The sequence below is a fragment of the Paenibacillus tengchongensis genome, from assembly GCF_008973665.1.
GTDB lineage: Bacteria > Bacillota > Bacilli > Paenibacillales > Paenibacillaceae > Paenibacillus_AQ > Paenibacillus_AQ tengchongensis.
In genome coordinates, this window is sequence record NZ_WACP01000003.1 from 122,716 (window position 1) to 142,120 (window position 19,405).

Genomic DNA, 19,405 nt, shown 5'->3' on the forward strand with positions numbered 1-19,405 from the left:
GCAACAGCTACGCCGGTTCCAACGGTAAGCCCGTCGGCAACTCCAACGGCTACGCCTGTTCCTACAGCAACGCCGACCGTAGCTCCTACAGCAACACCGACCGTAGCTCCGACAGCGACACCTACGCCGGCGGCAGGTGCGATCTATGTAGCTCCTGACGGCTCAGCGGGTAATCCCGGTTCCATCGGCAGCCCGACCACACTGTCAGCTGCTATTACTAAGGTAGCGCCTGGCGGCACTATCTATATGCGCGGTGGTACCTACACCTTCTCCGCTCCGGTGACCATTGAACGGGAGAACAGCGGGGCTTCCGGGCAGCGCAAGACCATCGTCGCTTACGGCAGCGAGAAGCCGGTGCTGGATTTCTTCGCACAAAGCTTCGCTTCAACCGAACGCGGACTGCAGATTTTTGGACACTACTGGCATGTAAAGGGCCTTGAAGTGAAGGGAGCCGGAGACAACGGCATCTTCATCGGCGGTAACTACAACATTATCGAGAATGTGGAAACGCACCATAACCGCGATTCCGGGCTGCAAATCAGCCGTTATGCTTCGTCCCTGACGAATATCGCTGACTGGCCGAGCAACAACCAGATTATCGGCGTTTACTCCCACGACAATTATGATCCGGACAATGGGGAAGATGCCGACGGGTTTGCCGCCAAGCTGACCATCGGTCCAGGCAATGTATTTGATAACTGCGTCGCCGCCTGGAACACCGATGACGGCTGGGATTTGTATACGAAGTCGGACACCGGTCCAATCGGTGCGGTTACCATCAAGAACAGCATCGCCTACAAGAACGGGCAGACCTCCGACGGCAACAGCACTGCAGACAGTGATGGAAACGGATTCAAGCTCGGCGGGGAAAGCATCGCCGTCAATCATATCGTGCAGAACAGCATCGCCTTCCAGAACAAGAAGCACGGCTTTACGTACAACAGCAACCCGGGCTCGATTAAGATGACGAACAACACCTCCTGGAGCAACGGTCAGAGCAATTTCGCCTTTGATTCAGGAACGCATGTGTTCACCAACAATCTGAGCTTTGCCGGCAGCTCCAGCGACAAGACGAGCGGCACCGATGTCTCCAGCACCAACGTCTGGTGGAAGAACAATGCCAGCACCAATGCCAAGGGGCTTGTGGCCAGCAGCGCCGACTTCGTCAGCCTGACGCCATCTGTGGTCCGCGGCAGCGGCGGCTTCATTAGCCTCGGCAACTTCCTGAAGCTCGCTTCGGGCAGCGATCTGATCGGCTCGGGCACACCGGCCGGAACCAATATCGGTGCAACCTTTCAGTAAACCAGATAGTTCAACAGTTTAATACTGCAATAGATACAGCCGGCCGCCAAGGGAACTCCTTGTGCGGCCGGCTTGCTGTTATAACCCGCAGCGGAGCCGGCAGATGCATAAGATTGTTTTCCCTTGGAAAACTAAGACAGATTCTGCAAAGCAAGGATGGGGGGGGGCGCTGCAATTATGGCAGAGAGCATTCTGGATCGCATCAAAAAAGAGCTGGCCGGCTGCAGCGATGCCGTATACCAGTCCATCAATTTGTACGGTCACGCCTGTGTGCTGATCTATATTCCATCCATCGTCGATATGAATAGCCTGCAGCAGTTTATAACGCTGCCTCTGAAGAATGAAGCGAACGGCAATCCGGACTGGGAACGGTTTCTGGAAAGGCTCGACCACGGCTCGGCTTTTGCCGTTCCTTATCACAAAGCGCCGGATACGGACCGTGCAGTTGAGCTGGTGGTCAGCGGAAATGCGCTGCTCTGCTTCGAGGAATTGCCCTGCATCTATCATTTCCAGATTACCCAATACTCAAAGCGCTCCGTCTCCGAATCGCAGAATGAGCTCGTTGTCGTCGGGCCGCAGGAGGCCTTCATCGAGGATATCAATACCAATTTGTCCTTGCTGCGCCATAAAATCAAGCACGCGGACTTGAAAACACTGCATTTCTCCATTGGAGAATTTACGAAAACCGATGTGTATCTGGTTTACATTGAAGGGTTGTATGAACCCGCCATTCTGGAGGAGATCAAGACCAAGCTTCAGAACATCGCCATGGACGGTGCACTCGGTATCAGTGTGCTGGGCGAGTATGTCACCAAGGAACGCTTCTCGCTGTTTCCGGTGTTTCAGTATACGGAGCGCCCGGATTCGGTGGCCGCTTCGCTGATGGAAGGCCGGATCGGCCTGCTGATGGACGGCACGCCTTCGGCACTGCTGACCCCAGTCACCTTCATGACGCTCCTGCAATCCTCGGAGGATTACTACCAGAATTTCTACGGGGGAAGCTGGATCCGGCTGGTGCGCTTACTCTTCGCCATCATCTCTTTGCTGCTGCCTTCACTGTATGTGGCGATAACCACCTTTCATTCGCAGATCATTCCCTCGGATTTGCTGCTGACCATCGCCGCTGCACGCGAGAATATTCCGTTCTCTGCCCTTACCGAAGCCCTGATAATGGAATTGACCTTTGAAGCGCTGAGAGAGGCGGGCACGCGTATTCCAAAGCCGGTAGGCCAGACCGTATCCATCATTGGAGGCATCGTCATCGGACAGGCCGCTGTACAGGCAGGGATTGTCTCTGCGCCTATGGTAATTGTCGTGTCCATTACCGGCATTGCTTCCTATATTATTCCACACTTGGAACTTGGCCTGACCTTCCGACTGCTGCGCTTTGTGCTGCTGATACTGGGCGGGATGTTCGGTCTGCTCGGGGTTATCGTCGCAGTGTTCATCATTTACGGCCATTTGACACATCTCCAGTCCTTCGGTAAGCCGTTTATGCAGCCGATCGCCCCGCTGGTGCTGGAAGACTGGAAGGACACCTTTGCACGGGTGCCGGCTCCTTACATGAACAAGCGCAGCACCTCGTTCACATCACGGAGTAACGACAGGAGACAGAAGAAGAAATGAAGCTGCTGAAGATTGCTGTAAGCGTGCTTTTGCTGCTGAATTTGACAGGCTGCTGGTCCAGGGTAGAACTCGATGAGCTGACGTTTATTTTCGGCATGTATGTGGATGCGGGGGAGGACCCCGGTACGGTTGAAGTGTCCATCAGCGCACCTCTGCCCAACCGGCTGCAGACCGGCACAACGGGCGGTGAGAAAGGAAAGGGCTACTCTATGGTTTCCAAAACCGCTAAGAACATCACCGATGCCGTTATCCTGATTCAAAAGGATCTGTCGAGGCGACTGGAAATTTCCCATATCAAGGCCGTAGTCATCGGCAAAGAATATGCTGCCCAGGGAATTAGCGAGTTGCTCGATTGGTTCAAGCGCCAGCCGGAATTTCCGTTAGGCACGTATATTATGGGGGCACCAGGTAAAGCGAAAGAAATTGCCGAACTATCCCCAATCTTTGAGCAGCTTCCCGATCAGGTGCTGATGAACTTTTCCAAGGGAAATATGATCTTTGCGACCACGGTGAAAGACTGTGTACTGGCGGAGTCATACAGCATGGGCTATGCGATGAATTATTTATCCTTCGGCACGAACCCGGAACAGGAGGAGCAAGGAAAGCCGGTAAAATGGGCCGGTATACAAGGAGTCATGCTGTTTCAGGAGTCGGCGATGAAGAGAATACTGGGCGTGGAGGACAGCAGAGCCTTGTCATGGGCTGCGGGCCATTTTGCGGGACAATTGACATTGCCGCTGTATACCGTGAAGTGGGAAGGGGATAGCGAGGGAACAGCCAGCGCTTTGTTCTACGGGAATTCCGCATCCAGAAGTATGAAGATGACCAGGGAAGGCCCCATTTTTTATGTCAAATTGAAGGGCAGGGCAAGTATAACTTACTTCCGGGACAACGCAGGGAAGAGCGCAAGGGAAATGAGTGGACTCATTACAAAAAAGGTTCAGGAAAAGCTCAAGACGGATATTGAGCAATCGCTGCGTAAGACACAGGAAGCCGGAGTCGATGTATTGCAGCTTGGAGTACTGATGGAGTGGAACGCACCGGAGGAATGGCGCAAGCTGAAGGAGCGCTGGATTGATTACTACAAGCAGCAGGCCAGAATCGTGGTGACTGCCCAGATCAATATCGACGAATTCGGGGCAATAAAATAACTGTTCGGAGAAGGGAGAAACGGTATGCGCACAACGAATTGGCAAATGTTCCGCTTCAGTTATGTGTATTTTAATGCGCATACCTCTATCTTTTTGATCCCGGCGCTGATTACAACTTCGCATTACCAGGGGTGGGTCGCTATATTAGGCGGCAGTGTCCTTTCGATAATGTTGCTCGTGGTAACCTTTCTGGTGGGCAGGCTGAAGGCAAATCAGGCCTGGATTGACTTCGGTATGCAGATCATGGGGAAGTGGCTGCACCGCCTGATGGTTATGCTGCTGCTTAGCTGGTGTCTTTACTATGCTTCCTATGATATCGAGAACTTTGTGCTGTTTTTCGGTTCTAATTATTTGCGCGGAACACCGCATGTTGTCATTCAAGTGATAATCGGCCTGGTTATCGTGTATACCGCTTCACTGGGATTCGCCACCATTGTTTACATGTCCGATGGAATATTTCTGATATTGATAGGCACTACCCTGTTTGCGACCAATCTGTTTTTGCCTAATGCCGATTTTGCCATGATGCCGGCCTTTTTGCACGTTCATGATTGGCCGCTTGCCTTTAAGGATTCCATTACGGTGGCGACCTGGTTTGCGCAATGGGTTCTGTTCCTGTTCGTGGCGCCGGATCTGAAAATGAACAATAAAATGCTGAAAAAGCTGATCGAAGTCGAGATCGTCATCACTGTAATAGTTCTTGTCGGTTGGATTATGACCATGCTGAATTTTGGTCCGTATCTGGGCCAGGAGCTGGTATATCCTTTCCTGGAAATGGTTCGCAGCTCTTCGCATGACGACATTCTGGGGAAGATGGACCCGATTCTCATCGGCATCTGGTCTTCATCCATGTTCATTCACAGTGCCTTCCTGATCCATGTTGCCTACCGGTGCGCCCTGCATCTTACGAACCAGAGGGGAAAAAAATTCATGCTTCCGCTGCTGACACTCATTCCTGTAGCTATTGCGTATATCTATTCCCACTATGTAACTGTTTATCTCGAGCACACCACTTCTGACGATAACATTATTTATTGGCTGATTATAGAATGCATTCCGGTTTACTATGCGGTAACAGCCTACATACGTTCCAAGCTCCGTCCGGCGGCGAAATAGCTGCTGCGACAATTTTCTTATCCCTTGAAGGCGCTTTCTGGTATGATAAATAGTTAGTACATACCAAAAAGGCGATGGGATGGTGTTCATAACGTGAATGTACAGGAAGCAACCGAAGTCATCGGCAGAATCCGTTCGAACCTGAGCAAGGTGATTGTCGGCAAAAAAGAAGGCGTAGACCTTCTTCTGACAGCGCTGCTGGCGAACGGGCATGTGCTGCTGGAGGATGTTCCGGGTACCGGAAAAACCCTGCTGGCCAAAACATTGGCCCGTTCGCTGGACTGCTCGTTTAAGCGCATACAGTTCACTCCGGATTTATTGCCTTCCGACCTCAGCGGCATTAATTATTACAATCAGAAGACCGGCGATTTCCAGTTCCGGCCGGGTCCGGTATTCGCCAGCATCCTGCTGGCCGACGAGATTAACCGGGCGACTCCCCGGACCCAGTCCAGTCTGCTCGAATGCATGGAAGAGCGGCAGATTACCATCGACGGCGTGACACATGAGCTGGAAGCGCCGTTTCTGGTCATTGCGACCCAGAATCCGATCGACAATCAGGGCACGTTTCCGCTGCCGGAAGCCCAGCTTGACCGCTTCCTGCTGCGGATCTCAACCGGTTACCCGGCCTTTGAGGAAGGGGTCGATATATTGCGGCGGTTCCGCGGAGACCACCCGCTCGGGGAATTGCTGCCCGTGGCCTCAGCAGAACAGATTACTGCGGCCCAGCGGCTGGCGGCAAGCGTTGTGGTGAGCGATGATCTTCTGGGATATATTACGCGGATTGTCGAAGCGACACGGTCGGCACCAGCTGTGAAGCTGGGGGCGAGTCCGCGAGCCGGGTTCGCCCTGCTGCGGGCATCGCAGGGGTATGCACTGCTCCAGGGCAGGGATTACTGCCTGCCCGACGATATCAAGGCGGTGGCTGTGCCGGTGCTCGCCCACCGGTTGCTGCTGCAGCGCGGACCCGGCGTCCGCGAAGGCCAGGCCGCCGAAGTTATCCGCCAGGCGCTGCGCGAAGTGGAGGTGCCGGCCGAGCCAGTGCAGAACTTGCGCGCCGGAAAGGTGGACTAGCGATGACGCTGCCATGGTTCATCGTCAGTACGCTGCTGCTGCTGCTGCTGGTTTCTGCAGTATACCGGCGCTTTGCGCTGAGCAAAGTCAGTTATTCCCGCTATTTCTCGGCTGAGCGGGTGTATGAGGGCGAACAGGTGGAGATGATCGAAGAGATCGTCAACGGCAAGCCGCTGCCGCTCCCCTGGCTGCGCCTGGAGTCGAGCATTGCGAGCGGCCTCGTCTTCGGCAGTCAGGAGAACCTCGGCATCAGCAGCGGGGAGATTTACCAGAATCATATCAGCCTGTTCTATCTCCGGCCTTACCGCCGTATCAAACGGCGGCACCGTATCACCTGTGAGCGCCGGGGGCTGTTCCGGCTGGAGAGCGTCACGGTGACAGCCGGAGATATGTTCGGCATCGGCGGGAATGTCACCAAGTTCCCGCTTGAGCTTGAGCTAACGGTATATCCTGAACCGCTGGACAAGGAGGAGCTGCCGCTTCCGGTACACAGCTGGCTCGGCGAGCTGGCCGTGAAACGCTGGATCATTGAGGACCCGTTCCTGACTTCCGGCACCAGAGAATATATTCCGGGCGATGCCTTGTCGCTGGTCAACTGGAAAGCCACTGCGCGTACAGGAGCCATGCAGGTGCACCGTAAGGATTATACCGCCGATTCCAGGCTTATCATCTGCCTGAATGTGGAGGACAGCGAAAGCATGTGGCGGAGTGCAACCGATGCCGGGCGTATCGAACTGGGTATTCGTTACGCAGCCACGGTGGCCGAAGCAGCCATGGACAGCGGTATTGAAACAGGGCTGCTGTGCAACGGATGTCTGGAAGGCGACCGTGAACAAGAACCGGTATCGGCAGAGCGGGCGGGTGCGTTGGAGGAGATGCTTGCGCTGCTGGCCCGCCTGCAGCTGGACCGTTCCCTGCCTATGCACCGGCTGCTGGTGCTTGAGGCCGAGAAGGCTTCCGATCCTGCCGATTATTTGATCATCAGCTGTCACCGGGGTCCCGAGCTGCTGGCGGCGGCGGAGCAGCTCCGCTTGCTCGGCAACGGCGTGGAATGGCTGGATATTCCGCAGGATGGAGGGGCCGCAGTATGAAGAACAACACTGGAGCCGGACTGGGGACCGAATTCAAAGTTTATATGGCCGCTTTGATGGACTGGCTGCTGTTCCTGCCGGTCTGGCTGCTGCTGCAGCGCTTTTGCCTACCGGGGGAGCGGGGCGAGCTGTGGCTTTACACGCTTCCGCTGGTGGCACTGGCCGGGGCTGCGCTCCGGCGGTTCTGCAGCCGCAAATGGAAGCAGCTGCTGGCCGCCGTGCTGCTTGGCCTGCTGGACGGATGGCTGCTTGGGCTTTTTGACGCATGGCTGATCGGGGACTTCCCGCTCATGGCGCTTCCGGCTGCCGCCGTCGCCGTTGCTTATCTGGGTTTGACGGCCGCCATGCGCAGTAGGGGCATTGAGATCTTCCTTCCCGGTATCGGCACCTACTTTGTGGCGGCCATCGCCTTTCCGAAGATAGCAGGCATGGAAGGCAGCAGCTCCCTGCTGATCTGGAGCGGCAGCCTCAGTCTGGTGCTCGTTCTGCTGAACTCCAGCTTGTCCCACTTGCGCAGAAGCTCTTATGCAGAGGAAGGCGCCCGGCTTCCGGCCGGAATACGCAGGCTGAATTTCAGTTATGTGCTGCTCTTTACGGCTGGAGCGGTACTGCTGGCGGCAGGGGGCAGCCGGCTTATCCTAATGTCTGCTCTTGCCGGCATAAGGCAGGTCTTGGTCTGGATCACTTCCTTGTTCTCCGGTTCTGAAGAACCGGCACTTCCGGAAGCGGCTCCCCCTGCCGCCATGCCTCAGCTTCCCGGAAAGGCCGAGGAGCCCGGCCTGCTGGCATACCTGCTGAACCTTATGTTTTATGCCCTGGGCACGGCTATCCTGCTGGTCATTCTTTATTTCCTGCTGCGCTGGCTGTACCGCAACAGCGGAGGTATCCTGCGCCGGGCGTTCGATGCCGTCTTGTCGCTGCTGCGCAGAGAGACGGTGCAGGGGAATAGCGGTTACCAGGATGAAGAGTCCAGCGTGTTCAGCTGGGAGCAGACGGTCAAGCAGTTCGGAGAGTTCTTCCGGGATAAGCTGGGGCTGGGCGCAAAGCGGGACCGCTGGGAGGATATGGGCGGCGAGCGGGAACGCGTCCGCTGGCTGTACCGCCGCTGGCTGCAGAGCAGGAAGGCCGCGGGCTATGAGCCTAAAGCCTATCTGACCCCGCTGGAGACGGAAGCGGATGTGGCGGCATGGGAGGCGCAAAGGGCCAAACGCCGCAGGCAGGAAGGACGGAGCGCTGACGCGGGCCGGCAGCTGCTTGAGCTGTATAACCAATCCCGGTACGGAGAGGGCTTGCCTGATGCGGCGGAAGTGGCTGCGCTGAAAGAGCGGATGAAATAACAGCCGTACGGCGGGAGAGTGATCAGATGGTTCAATATTTAAGCGGGGAATTGGCCAAGACAGCGGGCATCAACATCGAGACTCTCCGCTACTATGAGAAGCATGGTTTGCTTCCGGAACCGGAGCGGACGGCTTCAGGCTACCGCTTGTATACGGAGGAGACCTTGCTGCAGCTGACAATGATTCATAATGCCAAGCGCTGTGGGTTCACGCTGAGGGAGATTAGAAAGGCACTGGAGAAATCCGCCGGAGAAGGCATTGGCATCAGTGATTTCGCAGAGGCAATCGACCGGAAGCTGGCCGCAGTTGACCGGGAAATCGCGAGAAGAGAGCAGACGAAGCAGCAGCTGATTGAGTTGAAAAGAAACATCGGTCTTCCTGACCCTCATCCGGGGGTAGTGGATACATTGCAGGTCCTTAATGTGAAGCATCACTGCCAGGGGGCTGCTGAATGAGCGGTAAATTAACGCTTGACCGCGTACTTTACTACAGGGACTAGATTATATATATCACCCAGTAGGAGGAATTTAACATATGCGGACAAGCTCAGCCCAGCTTCAAATCATTAAGCAGCATCTGCGGCAAATCCATGATCACACAGGCAAAACAGTAGGTCAGCTCCGGCGCGAAGCCCTTGAGGCAGCGAAGGGCTTACCGGCCCTGCCGGAACCAATCTTCATCGAACCGGCGCAGATCGGCTCACTCAGCGGTGAATGGGTGTACGCCGGCGCCGGCTGCCGTCCCGGAGAGCACAAGCAGGCTGTCCTTTACTTTCATGGTGGAGGCTTCACTAGCGGTTCAGCGGAAATATACCGCAATTTGACGGCCCGTATTTCCTGCTCCGGTGAAATTCCTGTATTGACAGTGGACTATCGATTGGCCCCGGAGCATGTTTACCCGTCTGCCAATGAAGATTGCCTGGCTGCATACCGCTGGCTGCTGGCGGAAGGCTTCTCCCCCGGCAATATCCTGCTCGGCGGTGACTCCGTGGGAGCGACTCTTGTGCTTATGACGCTGATCGCACTGCGGAATCAAGGGGAAGAGCTGCCGGCAGGCGCTTATCTATGGTCGCCGCACAGTGATCTGGTGAACTTGGATGGACCATCATACGACAGCAATGCGCTGCTCGATCCAACGGGCAGCCGGGAAGGGAACCGGAGAATTTTGCAGGATTATCTGGGAGGCGGGTATAGAGCAGAGATCCCGGCAATCCTTTCGCCGCTGCAGCTGAATCTGGATGGCTTGCCGCCTCTGTTTATCCAAGCAGGCGGAGATGAAGTCCTGCGGAGCGATGCTGAACGGCTTGCCGAACAGGCGCAGCAGGAAGGGGTACTCGTAACCTTGGAAATCTGGGAGGAGATGTGGAGCGTCTTTCAGATGATGGCCGGTATGCTTCCTGAAGCGGAGGCAGCCCTCATACATACCGGCAGTTTTATCCGTACTGTACTCGATAAATAAATGATGGCCGCTGCAGATCTGCAGCGGCCATCATTTATCCGAAGATCAGCCGCAGCAGCAGAAGCGCGGCCATTCCGGTCAGCACTGTTCCAAGCAGGCTGCGGGTCTTGACCGCCACCCAGAAAGCGGGAAGCGCGGCAATCAGCTCGACGTTCGTCGACAAGCGGGCGAAACGGCCGTCTTCAATGAGCAGCTCCTGGGCAACCAGGGCGGCCATGACGGCGATCGGCACATGGCTTAGCCAGCGCATTCCCCACTCGGGAATGGTAATGCGGCTGAGCAGCATCAGCGGGAGCACGCGGGGAATAAAGGTAACGAGCGCCGCTCCGACAATAATGAAGAAGATATCGGGTCTTATTTCCATTTCTCAATCACCATTCCTAAGGTTGAAGCTATAACTGTTGCCAGAATGACGCCCATGCTGGCCGACCATATCATGGAGGCGCCGACAGCCACCGCTGCAGCAATGAGCGCGACGATAATATCAAGCTTGTATTTGCTCCGGCTGACGATAGTCAGCACAAGAAGACCGATGAACATCGCCGGCAGGGCGAAATCCAGACCCAGCGCCTCGGGCCTTGTAATCCACTGTCCGAGGTAGGCGCCGGCCAGATTGGCTAATATCCAGTTCAGGTAGGCAGTTATATTGAGACCGTGCATCCATTTCTCGCTGATGGCCTGCCGCTTCGCGCTTTCCTGAATGGCGACGCCGAAGGTTTCGTCGGTCAGCAGTGCACCGACCAGCATGTTCTTCAGCGGGCTGAGATGGCGGAAGTAAGGCGACAGCGCCGCGCTGAGGAGCAGGTGGCGCAGATTGACCAGCAGAATCGTCAGGATGATGCCGGCTCCCGCACTGCCGGCGGCGATCATGCCGGCCGCAATGAATTGGGCCGAACCGGCATACAGCAGAATGGAAATCAGGGCGATTTCCGCAAACGAGAGGCCGGCCGTTTTCTCGACGACACCGGCGGCAAAGCCGATGCTTAAGTAACCCAGCAAGGTTGGTATACAGTCCTTAACCCCTTGCAGGAAGCTGCTTTCTTTGCCCGCAGCGGCAAAGGGCTCCGGCTGGGCGGGTTCTTGCATGTTGGAACTCTCCTCTCAGCATTCTGTGTCTCTTATGTATTAGAATACAGAATAGCATAGATTACTGATCAAAGCTTATTTTTATAACAGGCAGGAGCGGATGTAAAGTGGCAATATATTTCATCAGGCACGGCATGGACGATGAAGGGTACCGCGGCGGTTGGAGCCAGCGCGGCTTGAATGCAGAGGGCTACCGGCAGTCGGAGAAGCTGGGGCGCTATCTTAAAGAACGCCAGAACAAGCTTAATATCCACCGGATCATCAGCAGTGACCTGCAGCGGGCGCTCGATACGGCCGGCGAGATTGCACGGGAACTGGAGCTCCCGGTAGAGCAAGGCGGCGCCTGGAGGGAAACGAACAACGGCGTAATCGCCGGAATGCCGAACGAAATTGTGGAAGAGCGGTATCCCGGATTGTATTTTTCAGCTCTCACGATGGAAGAACGTTATCCCGGCGGAGAGAGTCCGCTCGAATTCTTTACACGGATCAAGCGGGCCTTCACTTTATTATGCGAAGAGCAAAGCAGCCGCGAATCTCAAGAGAATGTTGTCGTCGTCACGCACGGCGGCGTAATCAATGCCGTCTATCACCTGCTCAAGGATACGGAATGGTCCAATAAAGGCGGCAAAGCTTATCCGTCTCTGTATACCAGCGTCCACACCATTGAGCACGGCGCCGGGGGATGGCAGGTTACCGCAGAGAACCGTACAGATCATCTGTGAAACTTGCGACTTGCGGAAGATAGGAAGTTTCACCTCTGACGATTTGAGCGAACTTTTTTATACCCGTTTTATACCAATTGTAAGGATTGAATTTGTAGTATGCTAACGGATGTATCCGACTATAGAAGGGAGTGGTGCGGGATGAAGAATATCTCTGCTGTCGTGGTTGATTTGGAGGAACTTCGATTCTAATCTTAGAGAGTTCCTCTGTGCGATCAAAGTTGGGAGGAGCTAATATGACTATTGAGTTAAAGCCGTTATCCATGGAGAATTGGTATGATTGTACCAAGTTAAATGTAAGGCAGGAGCAGCGCAGTGTGTTTCCGGCACCTGTTGTCTATTGGATTGCAGAATCTAAATTTGTTGCTGATTTTGAGCTGGCCGCTATATATTCAGAGGCAACGCTTGTCGGATTTACTGTCTTTTGCAACACCCCGGACGAAGACGGCAATCATTGGATACCCGCACTTATGATTGATGAGAATCATCAAGGGAAAGGTATCGGCAAAAAAGCAATGGAACAGCTAATTGATCTGATGCGGCAAAAGGGTTGTAAGCGATTGATGCTCGGGCATAGGCCGGACAACCTGATTGCCGGGAACTTGTACGAATCAATGGGGTTTCAAAGAATTGGCGAAGAGGCAGTTGACGGTGAAATTATACGTGTTCTGCAGCTCAATTAACGAAATATATAGTTAGAAAATCGCCACTTAATTTCACCTGTAGGGTGATTAATGCAGATCTAGTTAGATATACGCCACTTAATATGGCTGAGGATTAACTATTACGCCAATATAGCTCATATTAAGTGGCAATCGAATTTGTTTGCCGGGGCCCAGAAAATCGACACATTTAGTGTGCGAAAATCAAACTAATTATGTTGGACTATCAAATCATAGCGCCGGGAGGGTGCTGTGGACCTGCTTACTGCGGAGGGGAACTGCTGCCATCCGTTATTCCCGTCGCATGCGAAAGGCCTCTTCCACACTCCAAGCCTGGTGCTCGTGATACAGCAGCTCTTCCGCCTCGGCCCGGGTTAACCAGAGCAGTTCATGATCGGTCTCGGAAGGCGGCTGCGGCTCCCCGGACAATTCGGCGATATAGAATGCTGCGTCGCTCCAAATGTACTCTTTGCGGGCGGGAGATTGAAAGAATCTTTCCGCCTGTCCGATATATTCACCGATTCTCGCAACATAACCGATCTCCTCCAGGCACTCTCTGCACAGGCATTCCTCAGGCGATTCCGCAGCTTCAACCCCGCCTCCCGGCAAAAAATAACCCGCCGGCGTCCGCACAACTGCGACCTGCAGCCGGGAAGGGCTGAATATAACGGCATATACAGCTCCCCGCCTTGTATAGTCGATGCCAGACTCCCGCTTTCCGAAGACCTTCCCTTGATTCAGCAAATGGTATTCCTCCTTTACAAGACATTATACTCCTTCATATTTTGGAACAAAAAGGTTACATTATGACCGGAACAGTTACAAATTGGATACACTTCCCTGATGGACAGCAACTATAATTATGCTAGCTATTAAACTTGGGGGGAGAAATATGGGGAAGAAAAGAAATACATACATCGCCCTGCTGCTGAGCACCTTCGCGCTAGGCCAATTCACGCAAGCCGTTTCCTTGCCGGTTGCAGCGGCAGCAGCGGCTAAGCCTGCCGCTACGGCTGCCGCGGTGACTGCCTTTAAGCCGGTAACGGTTGCGGCAGGGGTCAGCGCCGTGCTGGAAGAGGTTAATTTATGGCCGCAGACCGGCGGCAATATTGTAACATTCACCCTGCGCTACAATAACAGCGGGGCTGCTGCAGCCAATTTGCTGCACTATTTTCCGCGCCTTATCACGCCTGGCGGCAGTGTCCTGCCGGCCAATCCGGTATCGGCGGATGCCGCCAAGAAGAAGATAAATGGCAAGAATAGCCTCTCGGTAACTTATTATGTCAACGCAGGCCAGCTTGCTTCATTGAAGGGAGTCAAGGTCTCGCTGAACGTGTGGGACCGGTCGGCGAAGGGGTATTTGCGGCAGGCGGGCTCTTTTGCGCTGTCCGCCAACTATTCGGCGGCGACGGCTGCCGGGAAATCCGTAAGCACAGCCATTAACGGCAATACTGTGGCGGCAAGCGCGGAATCGCTGCAGCTTTATAAATACTCAGGCAAGGTTTATGCGCGGGTCGGACTGAATCTGACCAATAAAGGCAGCCAGGCCTTGGCCGATCCGGGCTACCGCGCTTACCTGGTTACCGCCAGCGGGACTTCCTTCGAGCTTGCGCTCAGCAGCTCGCTGACCGGGTACAAGGTTCAGCCGCAGGAGAAGAAGAGCCTCTATTATTTGGCGGAAATCCCCTCCTATGTGAATACAAGCAACATGAAGCTGCAGTTAACGCAAGCCGATGAGGCGCTGAAGCTGGAGCTGCCGAAGCTCTCCTTCAAGCTTCCGGCGGCATCCGCTCCGGATCTGGTGGTCAAAGAAGGTGCGGGTAAGGTGCTAAGCATCGGCGGGTCTGCCGTTGAAGCCAGACTGCAGGGAGCTTCCGTCTATGCCGAGAACGCGCAGGCAGAGTGGTCTTTTAATATAAAGCTGAGCAACAAGGGAGGCAAAGCGGTCACGCTGCCGACCTATGAGCTGGCCGTCAAATCCGCGAATGGGACGCTGTTCCCGGTGGAGGCCAAGGCGCTTAGCGGGTTAACCCTCAAGCCGCTGGAGAGTAAAACCGTGCCGCTCACCGTGCAGGTGCCGCTTGAGGTGCAGCAGGAAGGCCTGCAGCTGCAAATGATCGAAGCTGCGCAAGCTGCTACATCCGGCGCAGCGCCGGCCGACGGGGAGGAATCCACCGTGAATTCCGGCGGAGCGGCAACGAAGGTGATTTTTCCGGTGGCTTATTTCGCTATCCCTTACACATTACGGAGTGAGACGTACAGCGGCCAGATTTATACTGCCGAGAATCAGTACGGCTCGTTCTCGTACACTCTGGATTCGCTGCAGCGCTACCCGTGGAAGGATCAGGATATCGTGATTGCCAGGCTGAAGCTGACGAACCATCAGTCGGTCAATCTGTCTCTGCCAGAACTGAAAGGGGCAATCAAACTGGATAACGATGATCTGAGCGCTTCTACTGATCTGGTCATGAATAAAGAAGACGCTGTGCTCGCTCCGGGTCAAACCGCTGATATCGCCATTTATACCAAGGTGCCGTATACCCGTACTTTTGGCAAAGCATCGATCCAGCTCTACAGCACCGCTAATGAAACCAAGGTGCCGTTCTTGACGCTTAGTACCGGAAACACGCTGCAGGCGCTGCCGGTCATCGCTGCCGGGGGAACGTATACCCTTGAGGGCAACAGTCAAACTGCAGCCGTTCAGGAGAACCGCACTACCGTCTATGAAGGCGGAAGCTACAATATCATGTATACCGAACTGCTTGTAAGCAGCAATGAACGCAGACAGAGCACGCCGGGGAGGCTGCAAGGGTATTACATCACCGCCGCAGGCGATTATTACGAAGCAGCAGCCAGCCAGCCGGACAGTCCGGCTCTGCCCGGCGGCAAGCAACTGGTCACCTTCTGGGCCAAGGTTCCGAAGACGGTAAAATCCGGGGAGCTGTCTCTTATTTTAGGGACAGGCCTGAACGGAGGCAAAATAAGCGCAGGCGAAGAAACGCCGACCGCCTTCTTCAATGTAGCCTCACTGGGGCTGAATCCGAAAGCGCCAACGCCAGCCGCCAATCTGAATGCAATCCAGTTCTATCCTTACACGCTGGTAGTGCTGGCTTCGGATGCCAGGATGCTCGAAGGCTCCGAAACGATGAACATCACCCTGAACTATACCCTTCAGCGCGATGAAGCCTATGAAGCGAAGGCATCGGAGCACAAGCTGGTGCTGCGCTTGACCGATCCTTTCGGGCAATCGCAGGAAAAGACGCTCACACCGGGCACGGACCTAAACGAAGGCGCGAACAACAGCCTTACGTTCTCTTTTACCAAGAGCTTGTACAAGAATTTGCGCGGCGGGACCTACCGGATTACCCTGCTGGATGAGTTTCAGGGATTGCGGCAGGAGCTGGGCAGCCAGACTTACAATCTGGTCTACGAGCCTCTTCCTGTTAAAGAAGACCCAAAAGAGAACACGGAGAGCAAGGATAAGTAGTCCAGCAAATCAATAGCTTATAAAGGAGCAGCTTTCATGTTGCGAGTGGAAAATATCAGCCATTCGTTCAAGACCGGAAATGAATGGACAAAGGTGCTGCACAGCATCAATTTTACCGTTAACCAGGGGGAAATGGTCGCACTGCTCGGCAGCTCCGGCTCCGGCAAGTCAACGCTGCTGAACCTGATGGCGGGGCTGATGAAGCCGCTGGAAGGCCATATTTACATTGCGGACCAGGATATCGTGAAGCTGGGAGAGAATAAGCTCGCCGAATTCCGCCGCAAGCATATCGGGTTCATCTTCCAGGCTTATGAATTAATCACCTCCCTGACCGTCTGTGAGAATGTGGAGCTGCCGCTGGTCTTCCAGTCGGTATCACCCAGAATCCGCAGGCAAAAGGCGCTGCAGCTGCTCGAACAGGTGGGGCTGCAGGGCAAGGAGGACATGTTCCCTTCGCAGCTCTCGGGCGGCCAGCAGCAGCGGGTGAGTATCGCCCGTTCGCTGATTACGGAGCCTTCGGTCATCTTTGCGGACGAGCCAACCGGGAATCTCGATTCCAAGACCGAAGAAGAGATCCTCGCCATTCTGCTGCACCTTAACAAGACGCTGAAAACGACGTTTATCGTAGTTACCCATGAGCACGAGGTTGCCGACCGGATGCAGCGCATATTCTCTCTGCGGGACGGGTATTTAATCAACGGAGATTTCCGTGAGGAAAGCCCGGTGAGTGAGGAGGCGGCGCCGTGAAGATACGCGATATTTCCCGGATGGCCTGGGATCAGGTCAAACGGCGCAAGGTCGTGACCGGACTGTGTATGACGGGCATTTCCATCGGATGCGCGGCCATCATTGTGGCCCTCAGCATCGGCCAATCGGCTCAGGCCTATGTCACCGAGGAAGTGAACCGCAACTTCAAAATGGATGAGATTATGGTGATGCCCGGCGGCGGCATCCCTTCACCAGCCGGCGGCGGACAAGCCGGGCAGCAGGAGAACGAGAATTTGAATCCCGGCAAGCTGACGGACGAGAAGCTGGAAATTATCAGAGGCTTTAAGCATGTGGTGGCGGCTTCCCCGTTTCAGGAGGCAGGGTACCTGCAAATGGTCACCATGGACAACAAAATCGGCGATACGCAGGTGGTCGTAACGGATCTGTCCAAGCTGACGCATTTTGACAAAACCTTCAGCATGGGCGGCGGTTCCGGCGTACAGGGTACGGCCGTACTGAATTACGGCGCAACCCTGGGGCTGATGGATGTGAGCGTCCGGCAAAATCTGTTCGACCAGATGAATGCCGATCCGTTCAACCAGGAGCTGATGAACCAGTATACCAGCATGCAGACGACGCCTACCGATCTTTACCGGAAGCAGATTCAGTTTCAAATGCAGGATTACAGCGTACCTAACGGTCCGCTCAAGCAAAGCTCGGCGCTGCAGGTAACCGGAATTCTCGAGATTCCTGAGGGATACAGCGCAGAACGGGCTTCCTATGAGAAGGTTATCTATATCTCACCGGAGACGGCTGCGCAATTGTCCAAGGAAATGGCCTTTGAGAACGGCAGCGCGCTTAATCTGCCGGAAGAAGGCAGCTATGGCAGTGTCACGGTCAAGGTGGACGATGTGGATCATATCAAGTGGGTGGAACAAATGATTCAGAAGCTGCAGCTGAGCGCGAGCGACAATCTGTATCAGCAGGATATGCTGAAAGAGCAGTTCGATATGATCAAAATGGCTGCCCTCGGAGTCGGGGTCTTTATCCTGGTCATCGCGTCGATCTCCATTATCGTAGCCATGACCATGTCTACCCACCAGCGGCGCAGGCAGATCGGCATTATGAAGGTGCTGGGGGCCAATATGCGGCAGATCCGCAACATGTTTATTACAGAGGCGGCGCTCCTGGGATTACTTGGAGGGTTGCTCGGCGTAGGCTTCTCCTATCTCATCATTATGGGGATGAATAAGCTGGTCGGTACGGCCGGCAACGGCCTGACCTTCTTCGTTCCGCTGATGACACTGCCGGTCGGGCTTGCCTTTGCGATAATGACCGGCGTGCTGTCCGGGATTTATCCGGCGATCAGCGCCTCGCGGACCGACGCGCTTACCGCCATTAAACGGGACTAGATTACCAGTTGAAAGGAAGCAGAGGGAATGAAACGGATCATAAAGAGGAGCCTGAAGTGGCTCATTATCGTCGCCCTTGTCGCCGGCGCCGGAACCATTCTGTATACTAAAGTGTTCAAGGGCGACGAAGCGGCCATTCCGGAAATGGAGCCGCTGCCGCCGATCACCTTCCCAGTGACGGAGGAGACGATCACCACTTCCATACAGGTAAAGGGCAAATCGCAATATCAGGAGGAGACGCTGGTCTATGCGCCGTTTGCCTCAAAGGTGACTTCATGGGAGGCGGAGAACGGCGTACAGGTCAAGAAGGGCGACGTGCTGTTTACGCTCGACCAGACCGCGCTGCGTAATGAGATCGCCACAGCGGAAGCTACGGCGCGCAAAGCGCAGCTTGAGAGCGAGCTGAACGACTTCATTGCGCTGCAGGATGAGGAAGCCGCTCCGGCAGCGGCGACGGAAGCGGAGCGCCTGAAGGCGCTGGCCGCCCAGGAAACGGCCCAGCTTAGCGAGGAGCTGAATCAGGTGAATGCCGACATTCAGGCCCGGGAGCTGGCTGACAAGAAGTCTAAGCTGCAGGCTGCAGTCGTACACGCTCCGGCTACCGGCATTTTTCTGTACGACCAGAGCAGCGAACGGCCGCAGAACGTAACGGACAATCAGTACATCGGTAAGATTGTGGACCTGAACAAGCTGGAATTTATCGCGCTGGTCGGGGAACAGGATATATTCAAGATCAAGCAGGGCATGCAGGTTCAGGTGAAGATGAGCGCAGTCAAAGACTTGCAGCTAAGCGGGGAAGTGACAGAAGTGGCCAAATTCGCGATGACCGCTTCTGCCGAGAACTCCGCCTCGTCTGTTCCCCAATTCCAGGTCGTGATCTCGCTACAGCCGGACGAGCATCTGATCGGCGGGCTCAGCCTGACCGGTGATATCGAGACGCTGCGTAAGGAGAACGCGGTTGTCGTCTCCAGCATGGCGGTTATGCACGAAGGCGATTTGGCGTACGTGATGGTTGACCGCGGAGACGGCCAAATTGAACGCCAGGATGTTGAGATCGGTATTGAGACTTCGGAGAAAACGGAAATCGTGTCCGGGCTTAAGGCCGGAGATACAGTGGTATTGCAATAATAAGCGCAAAAAGGGCGGGGTGCCGGAGGTGGCAGCCCGCCTTTTTGT

At 55.0% G+C, this 19,405-nt stretch carries 17 protein-coding genes and 1 pseudogene; 15 read left to right on the forward strand and 3 right to left on the reverse strand.

Features of this window, described 5'->3' with window-relative positions:
* Positions 1-123 precede the first annotated feature (123 nt).
* The 9 genes and pseudogenes from F1381_RS29235 to F1381_RS06330 all read left to right on the forward strand — a co-directional run.
* Positions 124-1,302, forward strand: a pseudogene (locus F1381_RS29235) (right-handed parallel beta-helix repeat-containing protein); the annotation flags it as partial.
* Between the two features lie 177 nt (positions 1,303-1,479).
* Entirely contained in the window at positions 1,480-2,928 is a 1,449-nt protein-coding gene (locus tag F1381_RS06295; RefSeq protein WP_246187926.1) for a spore germination protein, read from the forward strand.
* Positions 2,925-4,079 (forward strand): Ger(x)C family spore germination protein, encoded by a 1,155-nt coding sequence (locus tag F1381_RS06300; protein WP_151733977.1) that lies wholly within the window; start codon positions 2,925-2,927, stop codon positions 4,077-4,079. The genes F1381_RS06295 and F1381_RS06300 overlap by 4 nt, the downstream gene beginning before the upstream one ends.
* Before the next feature lie 24 nt (positions 4,080-4,103).
* Positions 4,104-5,195, forward strand: a complete 1,092-nt coding sequence (locus tag F1381_RS06305; RefSeq protein WP_151733978.1) for a GerAB/ArcD/ProY family transporter — start codon at positions 4,104-4,106, stop codon at positions 5,193-5,195.
* 93 nt (positions 5,196-5,288) lie between these two features.
* Positions 5,289-6,266 carry an AAA family ATPase gene (locus tag F1381_RS06310; protein ID WP_151733979.1) on the forward strand — a complete coding sequence of 326 codons (978 nt, stop codon included), beginning with the start codon at positions 5,289-5,291 and terminating at the stop codon, positions 6,264-6,266.
* A 2-nt stretch (positions 6,267-6,268) separates the two neighbouring features.
* Complete coding sequence (locus tag F1381_RS06315; protein ID WP_151733980.1) at positions 6,269-7,357, forward strand: DUF58 domain-containing protein; 1,089 nt, start codon at positions 6,269-6,271, stop codon at positions 7,355-7,357.
* Positions 7,354-8,694: a DUF4129 domain-containing protein gene (locus F1381_RS06320; protein WP_151733981.1), complete on the forward strand. Its 1,341-nt coding sequence runs from the start codon at positions 7,354-7,356 to the stop codon at positions 8,692-8,694. The genes F1381_RS06315 and F1381_RS06320 overlap by 4 nt, the downstream gene beginning before the upstream one ends.
* Before the next feature lie 26 nt (positions 8,695-8,720).
* Positions 8,721-9,149, forward strand: a complete 429-nt coding sequence (locus tag F1381_RS06325; protein WP_151733982.1) for a MerR family transcriptional regulator — start codon at positions 8,721-8,723, stop codon at positions 9,147-9,149.
* 79 nt (positions 9,150-9,228) lie between these two features.
* Positions 9,229-10,152 carry an alpha/beta hydrolase gene (locus F1381_RS06330; protein WP_151733983.1) on the forward strand — a complete coding sequence of 308 codons (924 nt, stop codon included), beginning with the start codon at positions 9,229-9,231 and terminating at the stop codon, positions 10,150-10,152.
* A 34-nt stretch (positions 10,153-10,186) separates the two neighbouring features.
* On the opposite strand, the gene F1381_RS06335 is transcribed toward F1381_RS06330, so the two are convergent.
* Together F1381_RS06335 and F1381_RS06340 are read right to left on the reverse strand one after the other, a co-directional pair.
* Positions 10,187-10,516, reverse strand: a complete 330-nt coding sequence (locus F1381_RS06335) for an AzlD domain-containing protein (RefSeq protein ID WP_151733984.1) — start codon at positions 10,514-10,516, stop codon at positions 10,187-10,189.
* The gene (locus tag F1381_RS06340) at positions 10,507-11,238 is read right to left on the reverse strand and encodes an AzlC family ABC transporter permease (protein ID WP_151733985.1); all 732 of its coding nucleotides are present in this window, start codon (positions 11,236-11,238) and stop codon (positions 10,507-10,509) included. The genes F1381_RS06335 and F1381_RS06340 overlap by 10 nt, the downstream gene beginning before the upstream one ends.
* 107 nt (positions 11,239-11,345) lie before the next feature.
* On the opposite strand from F1381_RS06340, the gene F1381_RS06345 reads away from it, so the two are divergent.
* Together F1381_RS06345 and F1381_RS06350 are read left to right on the forward strand one after the other, a co-directional pair.
* On the forward strand, positions 11,346-11,960 hold the full coding sequence (locus F1381_RS06345; RefSeq protein WP_151733986.1) for a histidine phosphatase family protein: 615 nt from the start codon (positions 11,346-11,348) through the stop codon (positions 11,958-11,960).
* A 236-nt stretch (positions 11,961-12,196) separates the two neighbouring features.
* Entirely contained in the window at positions 12,197-12,643 is a 447-nt protein-coding gene (locus F1381_RS06350) for a GNAT family N-acetyltransferase (protein WP_151733987.1), read from the forward strand.
* Positions 12,644-12,913: 270 nt separating this feature from the next.
* Here F1381_RS06350 and F1381_RS06355 read toward each other — a convergent pair whose 3' ends face one another.
* A complete protein-coding gene (locus tag F1381_RS06355; RefSeq protein WP_151733988.1) occupies positions 12,914-13,366 on the reverse strand; it encodes an NUDIX hydrolase in 453 nt (150 codons plus the stop codon).
* A 148-nt stretch (positions 13,367-13,514) separates the two neighbouring features.
* Between F1381_RS06355 and F1381_RS06360 the strand changes: the two genes are divergently transcribed.
* From F1381_RS06360 to F1381_RS06375, 4 genes are read left to right on the forward strand one after another with little or no spacing between them, the layout of a single operon-like run.
* On the forward strand, positions 13,515-16,109 hold the full coding sequence (locus F1381_RS06360; protein WP_151733989.1) for a hypothetical protein: 2,595 nt from the start codon (positions 13,515-13,517) through the stop codon (positions 16,107-16,109).
* 36 nt (positions 16,110-16,145) lie between these two features.
* Positions 16,146-16,856, forward strand: a complete 711-nt coding sequence (locus F1381_RS06365; RefSeq protein ID WP_151733990.1) for an ABC transporter ATP-binding protein — start codon at positions 16,146-16,148, stop codon at positions 16,854-16,856.
* A complete protein-coding gene (locus tag F1381_RS06370; protein WP_187355219.1) occupies positions 16,853-18,229 on the forward strand; it encodes an ABC transporter permease in 1,377 nt (458 codons plus the stop codon). Before F1381_RS06365 ends, F1381_RS06370 begins: the two co-directional genes overlap by 4 nt.
* Positions 18,230-18,256: 27 nt before the next feature.
* Positions 18,257-19,357 carry an efflux RND transporter periplasmic adaptor subunit gene (locus F1381_RS06375; RefSeq protein ID WP_187355220.1) on the forward strand — a complete coding sequence of 367 codons (1,101 nt, stop codon included), beginning with the start codon at positions 18,257-18,259 and terminating at the stop codon, positions 19,355-19,357.
* Positions 19,358-19,405: the final 48 nt, after the last annotated feature.

Excerpts from the sequence above, each read along its gene's own strand:
- F1381_RS06375 (WP_187355220.1), top strand. The coding sequence starts at position 18,257 with ATGAAACGGATCATAAAGAGGAGCCTGAAGTGGCTCATTATCGTCGCC.
- F1381_RS06330 (WP_151733983.1), top strand. The coding sequence starts at position 9,229 with ATGCGGACAAGCTCAGCCCAGCTTCAAATCATTAAGCAGCATCTGCGG.
- F1381_RS06295 (WP_246187926.1), top strand. The coding sequence starts at position 1,480 with ATGGCAGAGAGCATTCTGGATCGCATCAAAAAAGAGCTGGCCGGCTGC.
- F1381_RS06335 (WP_151733984.1), bottom strand. The coding sequence starts at position 10,516 with ATGGAAATAAGACCCGATATCTTCTTCATTATTGTCGGAGCGGCGCTC.
- F1381_RS06340 (WP_151733985.1), bottom strand. The coding sequence starts at position 11,238 with ATGCAAGAACCCGCCCAGCCGGAGCCCTTTGCCGCTGCGGGCAAAGAA.
- F1381_RS06365 (WP_151733990.1), top strand. The coding sequence starts at position 16,146 with ATGTTGCGAGTGGAAAATATCAGCCATTCGTTCAAGACCGGAAATGAA.
- F1381_RS06300 (WP_151733977.1), top strand. The coding sequence starts at position 2,925 with ATGAAGCTGCTGAAGATTGCTGTAAGCGTGCTTTTGCTGCTGAATTTG.
- F1381_RS06325 (WP_151733982.1), top strand. The coding sequence starts at position 8,721 with ATGGTTCAATATTTAAGCGGGGAATTGGCCAAGACAGCGGGCATCAAC.
- F1381_RS06305 (WP_151733978.1), top strand. The coding sequence starts at position 4,104 with ATGCGCACAACGAATTGGCAAATGTTCCGCTTCAGTTATGTGTATTTT.
- F1381_RS06315 (WP_151733980.1), top strand. The coding sequence starts at position 6,269 with ATGACGCTGCCATGGTTCATCGTCAGTACGCTGCTGCTGCTGCTGCTG.
- F1381_RS06350 (WP_151733987.1), top strand. The coding sequence starts at position 12,197 with ATGACTATTGAGTTAAAGCCGTTATCCATGGAGAATTGGTATGATTGT.
- F1381_RS06360 (WP_151733989.1), top strand. The coding sequence starts at position 13,515 with ATGGGGAAGAAAAGAAATACATACATCGCCCTGCTGCTGAGCACCTTC.
- F1381_RS06320 (WP_151733981.1), top strand. The coding sequence starts at position 7,354 with ATGAAGAACAACACTGGAGCCGGACTGGGGACCGAATTCAAAGTTTAT.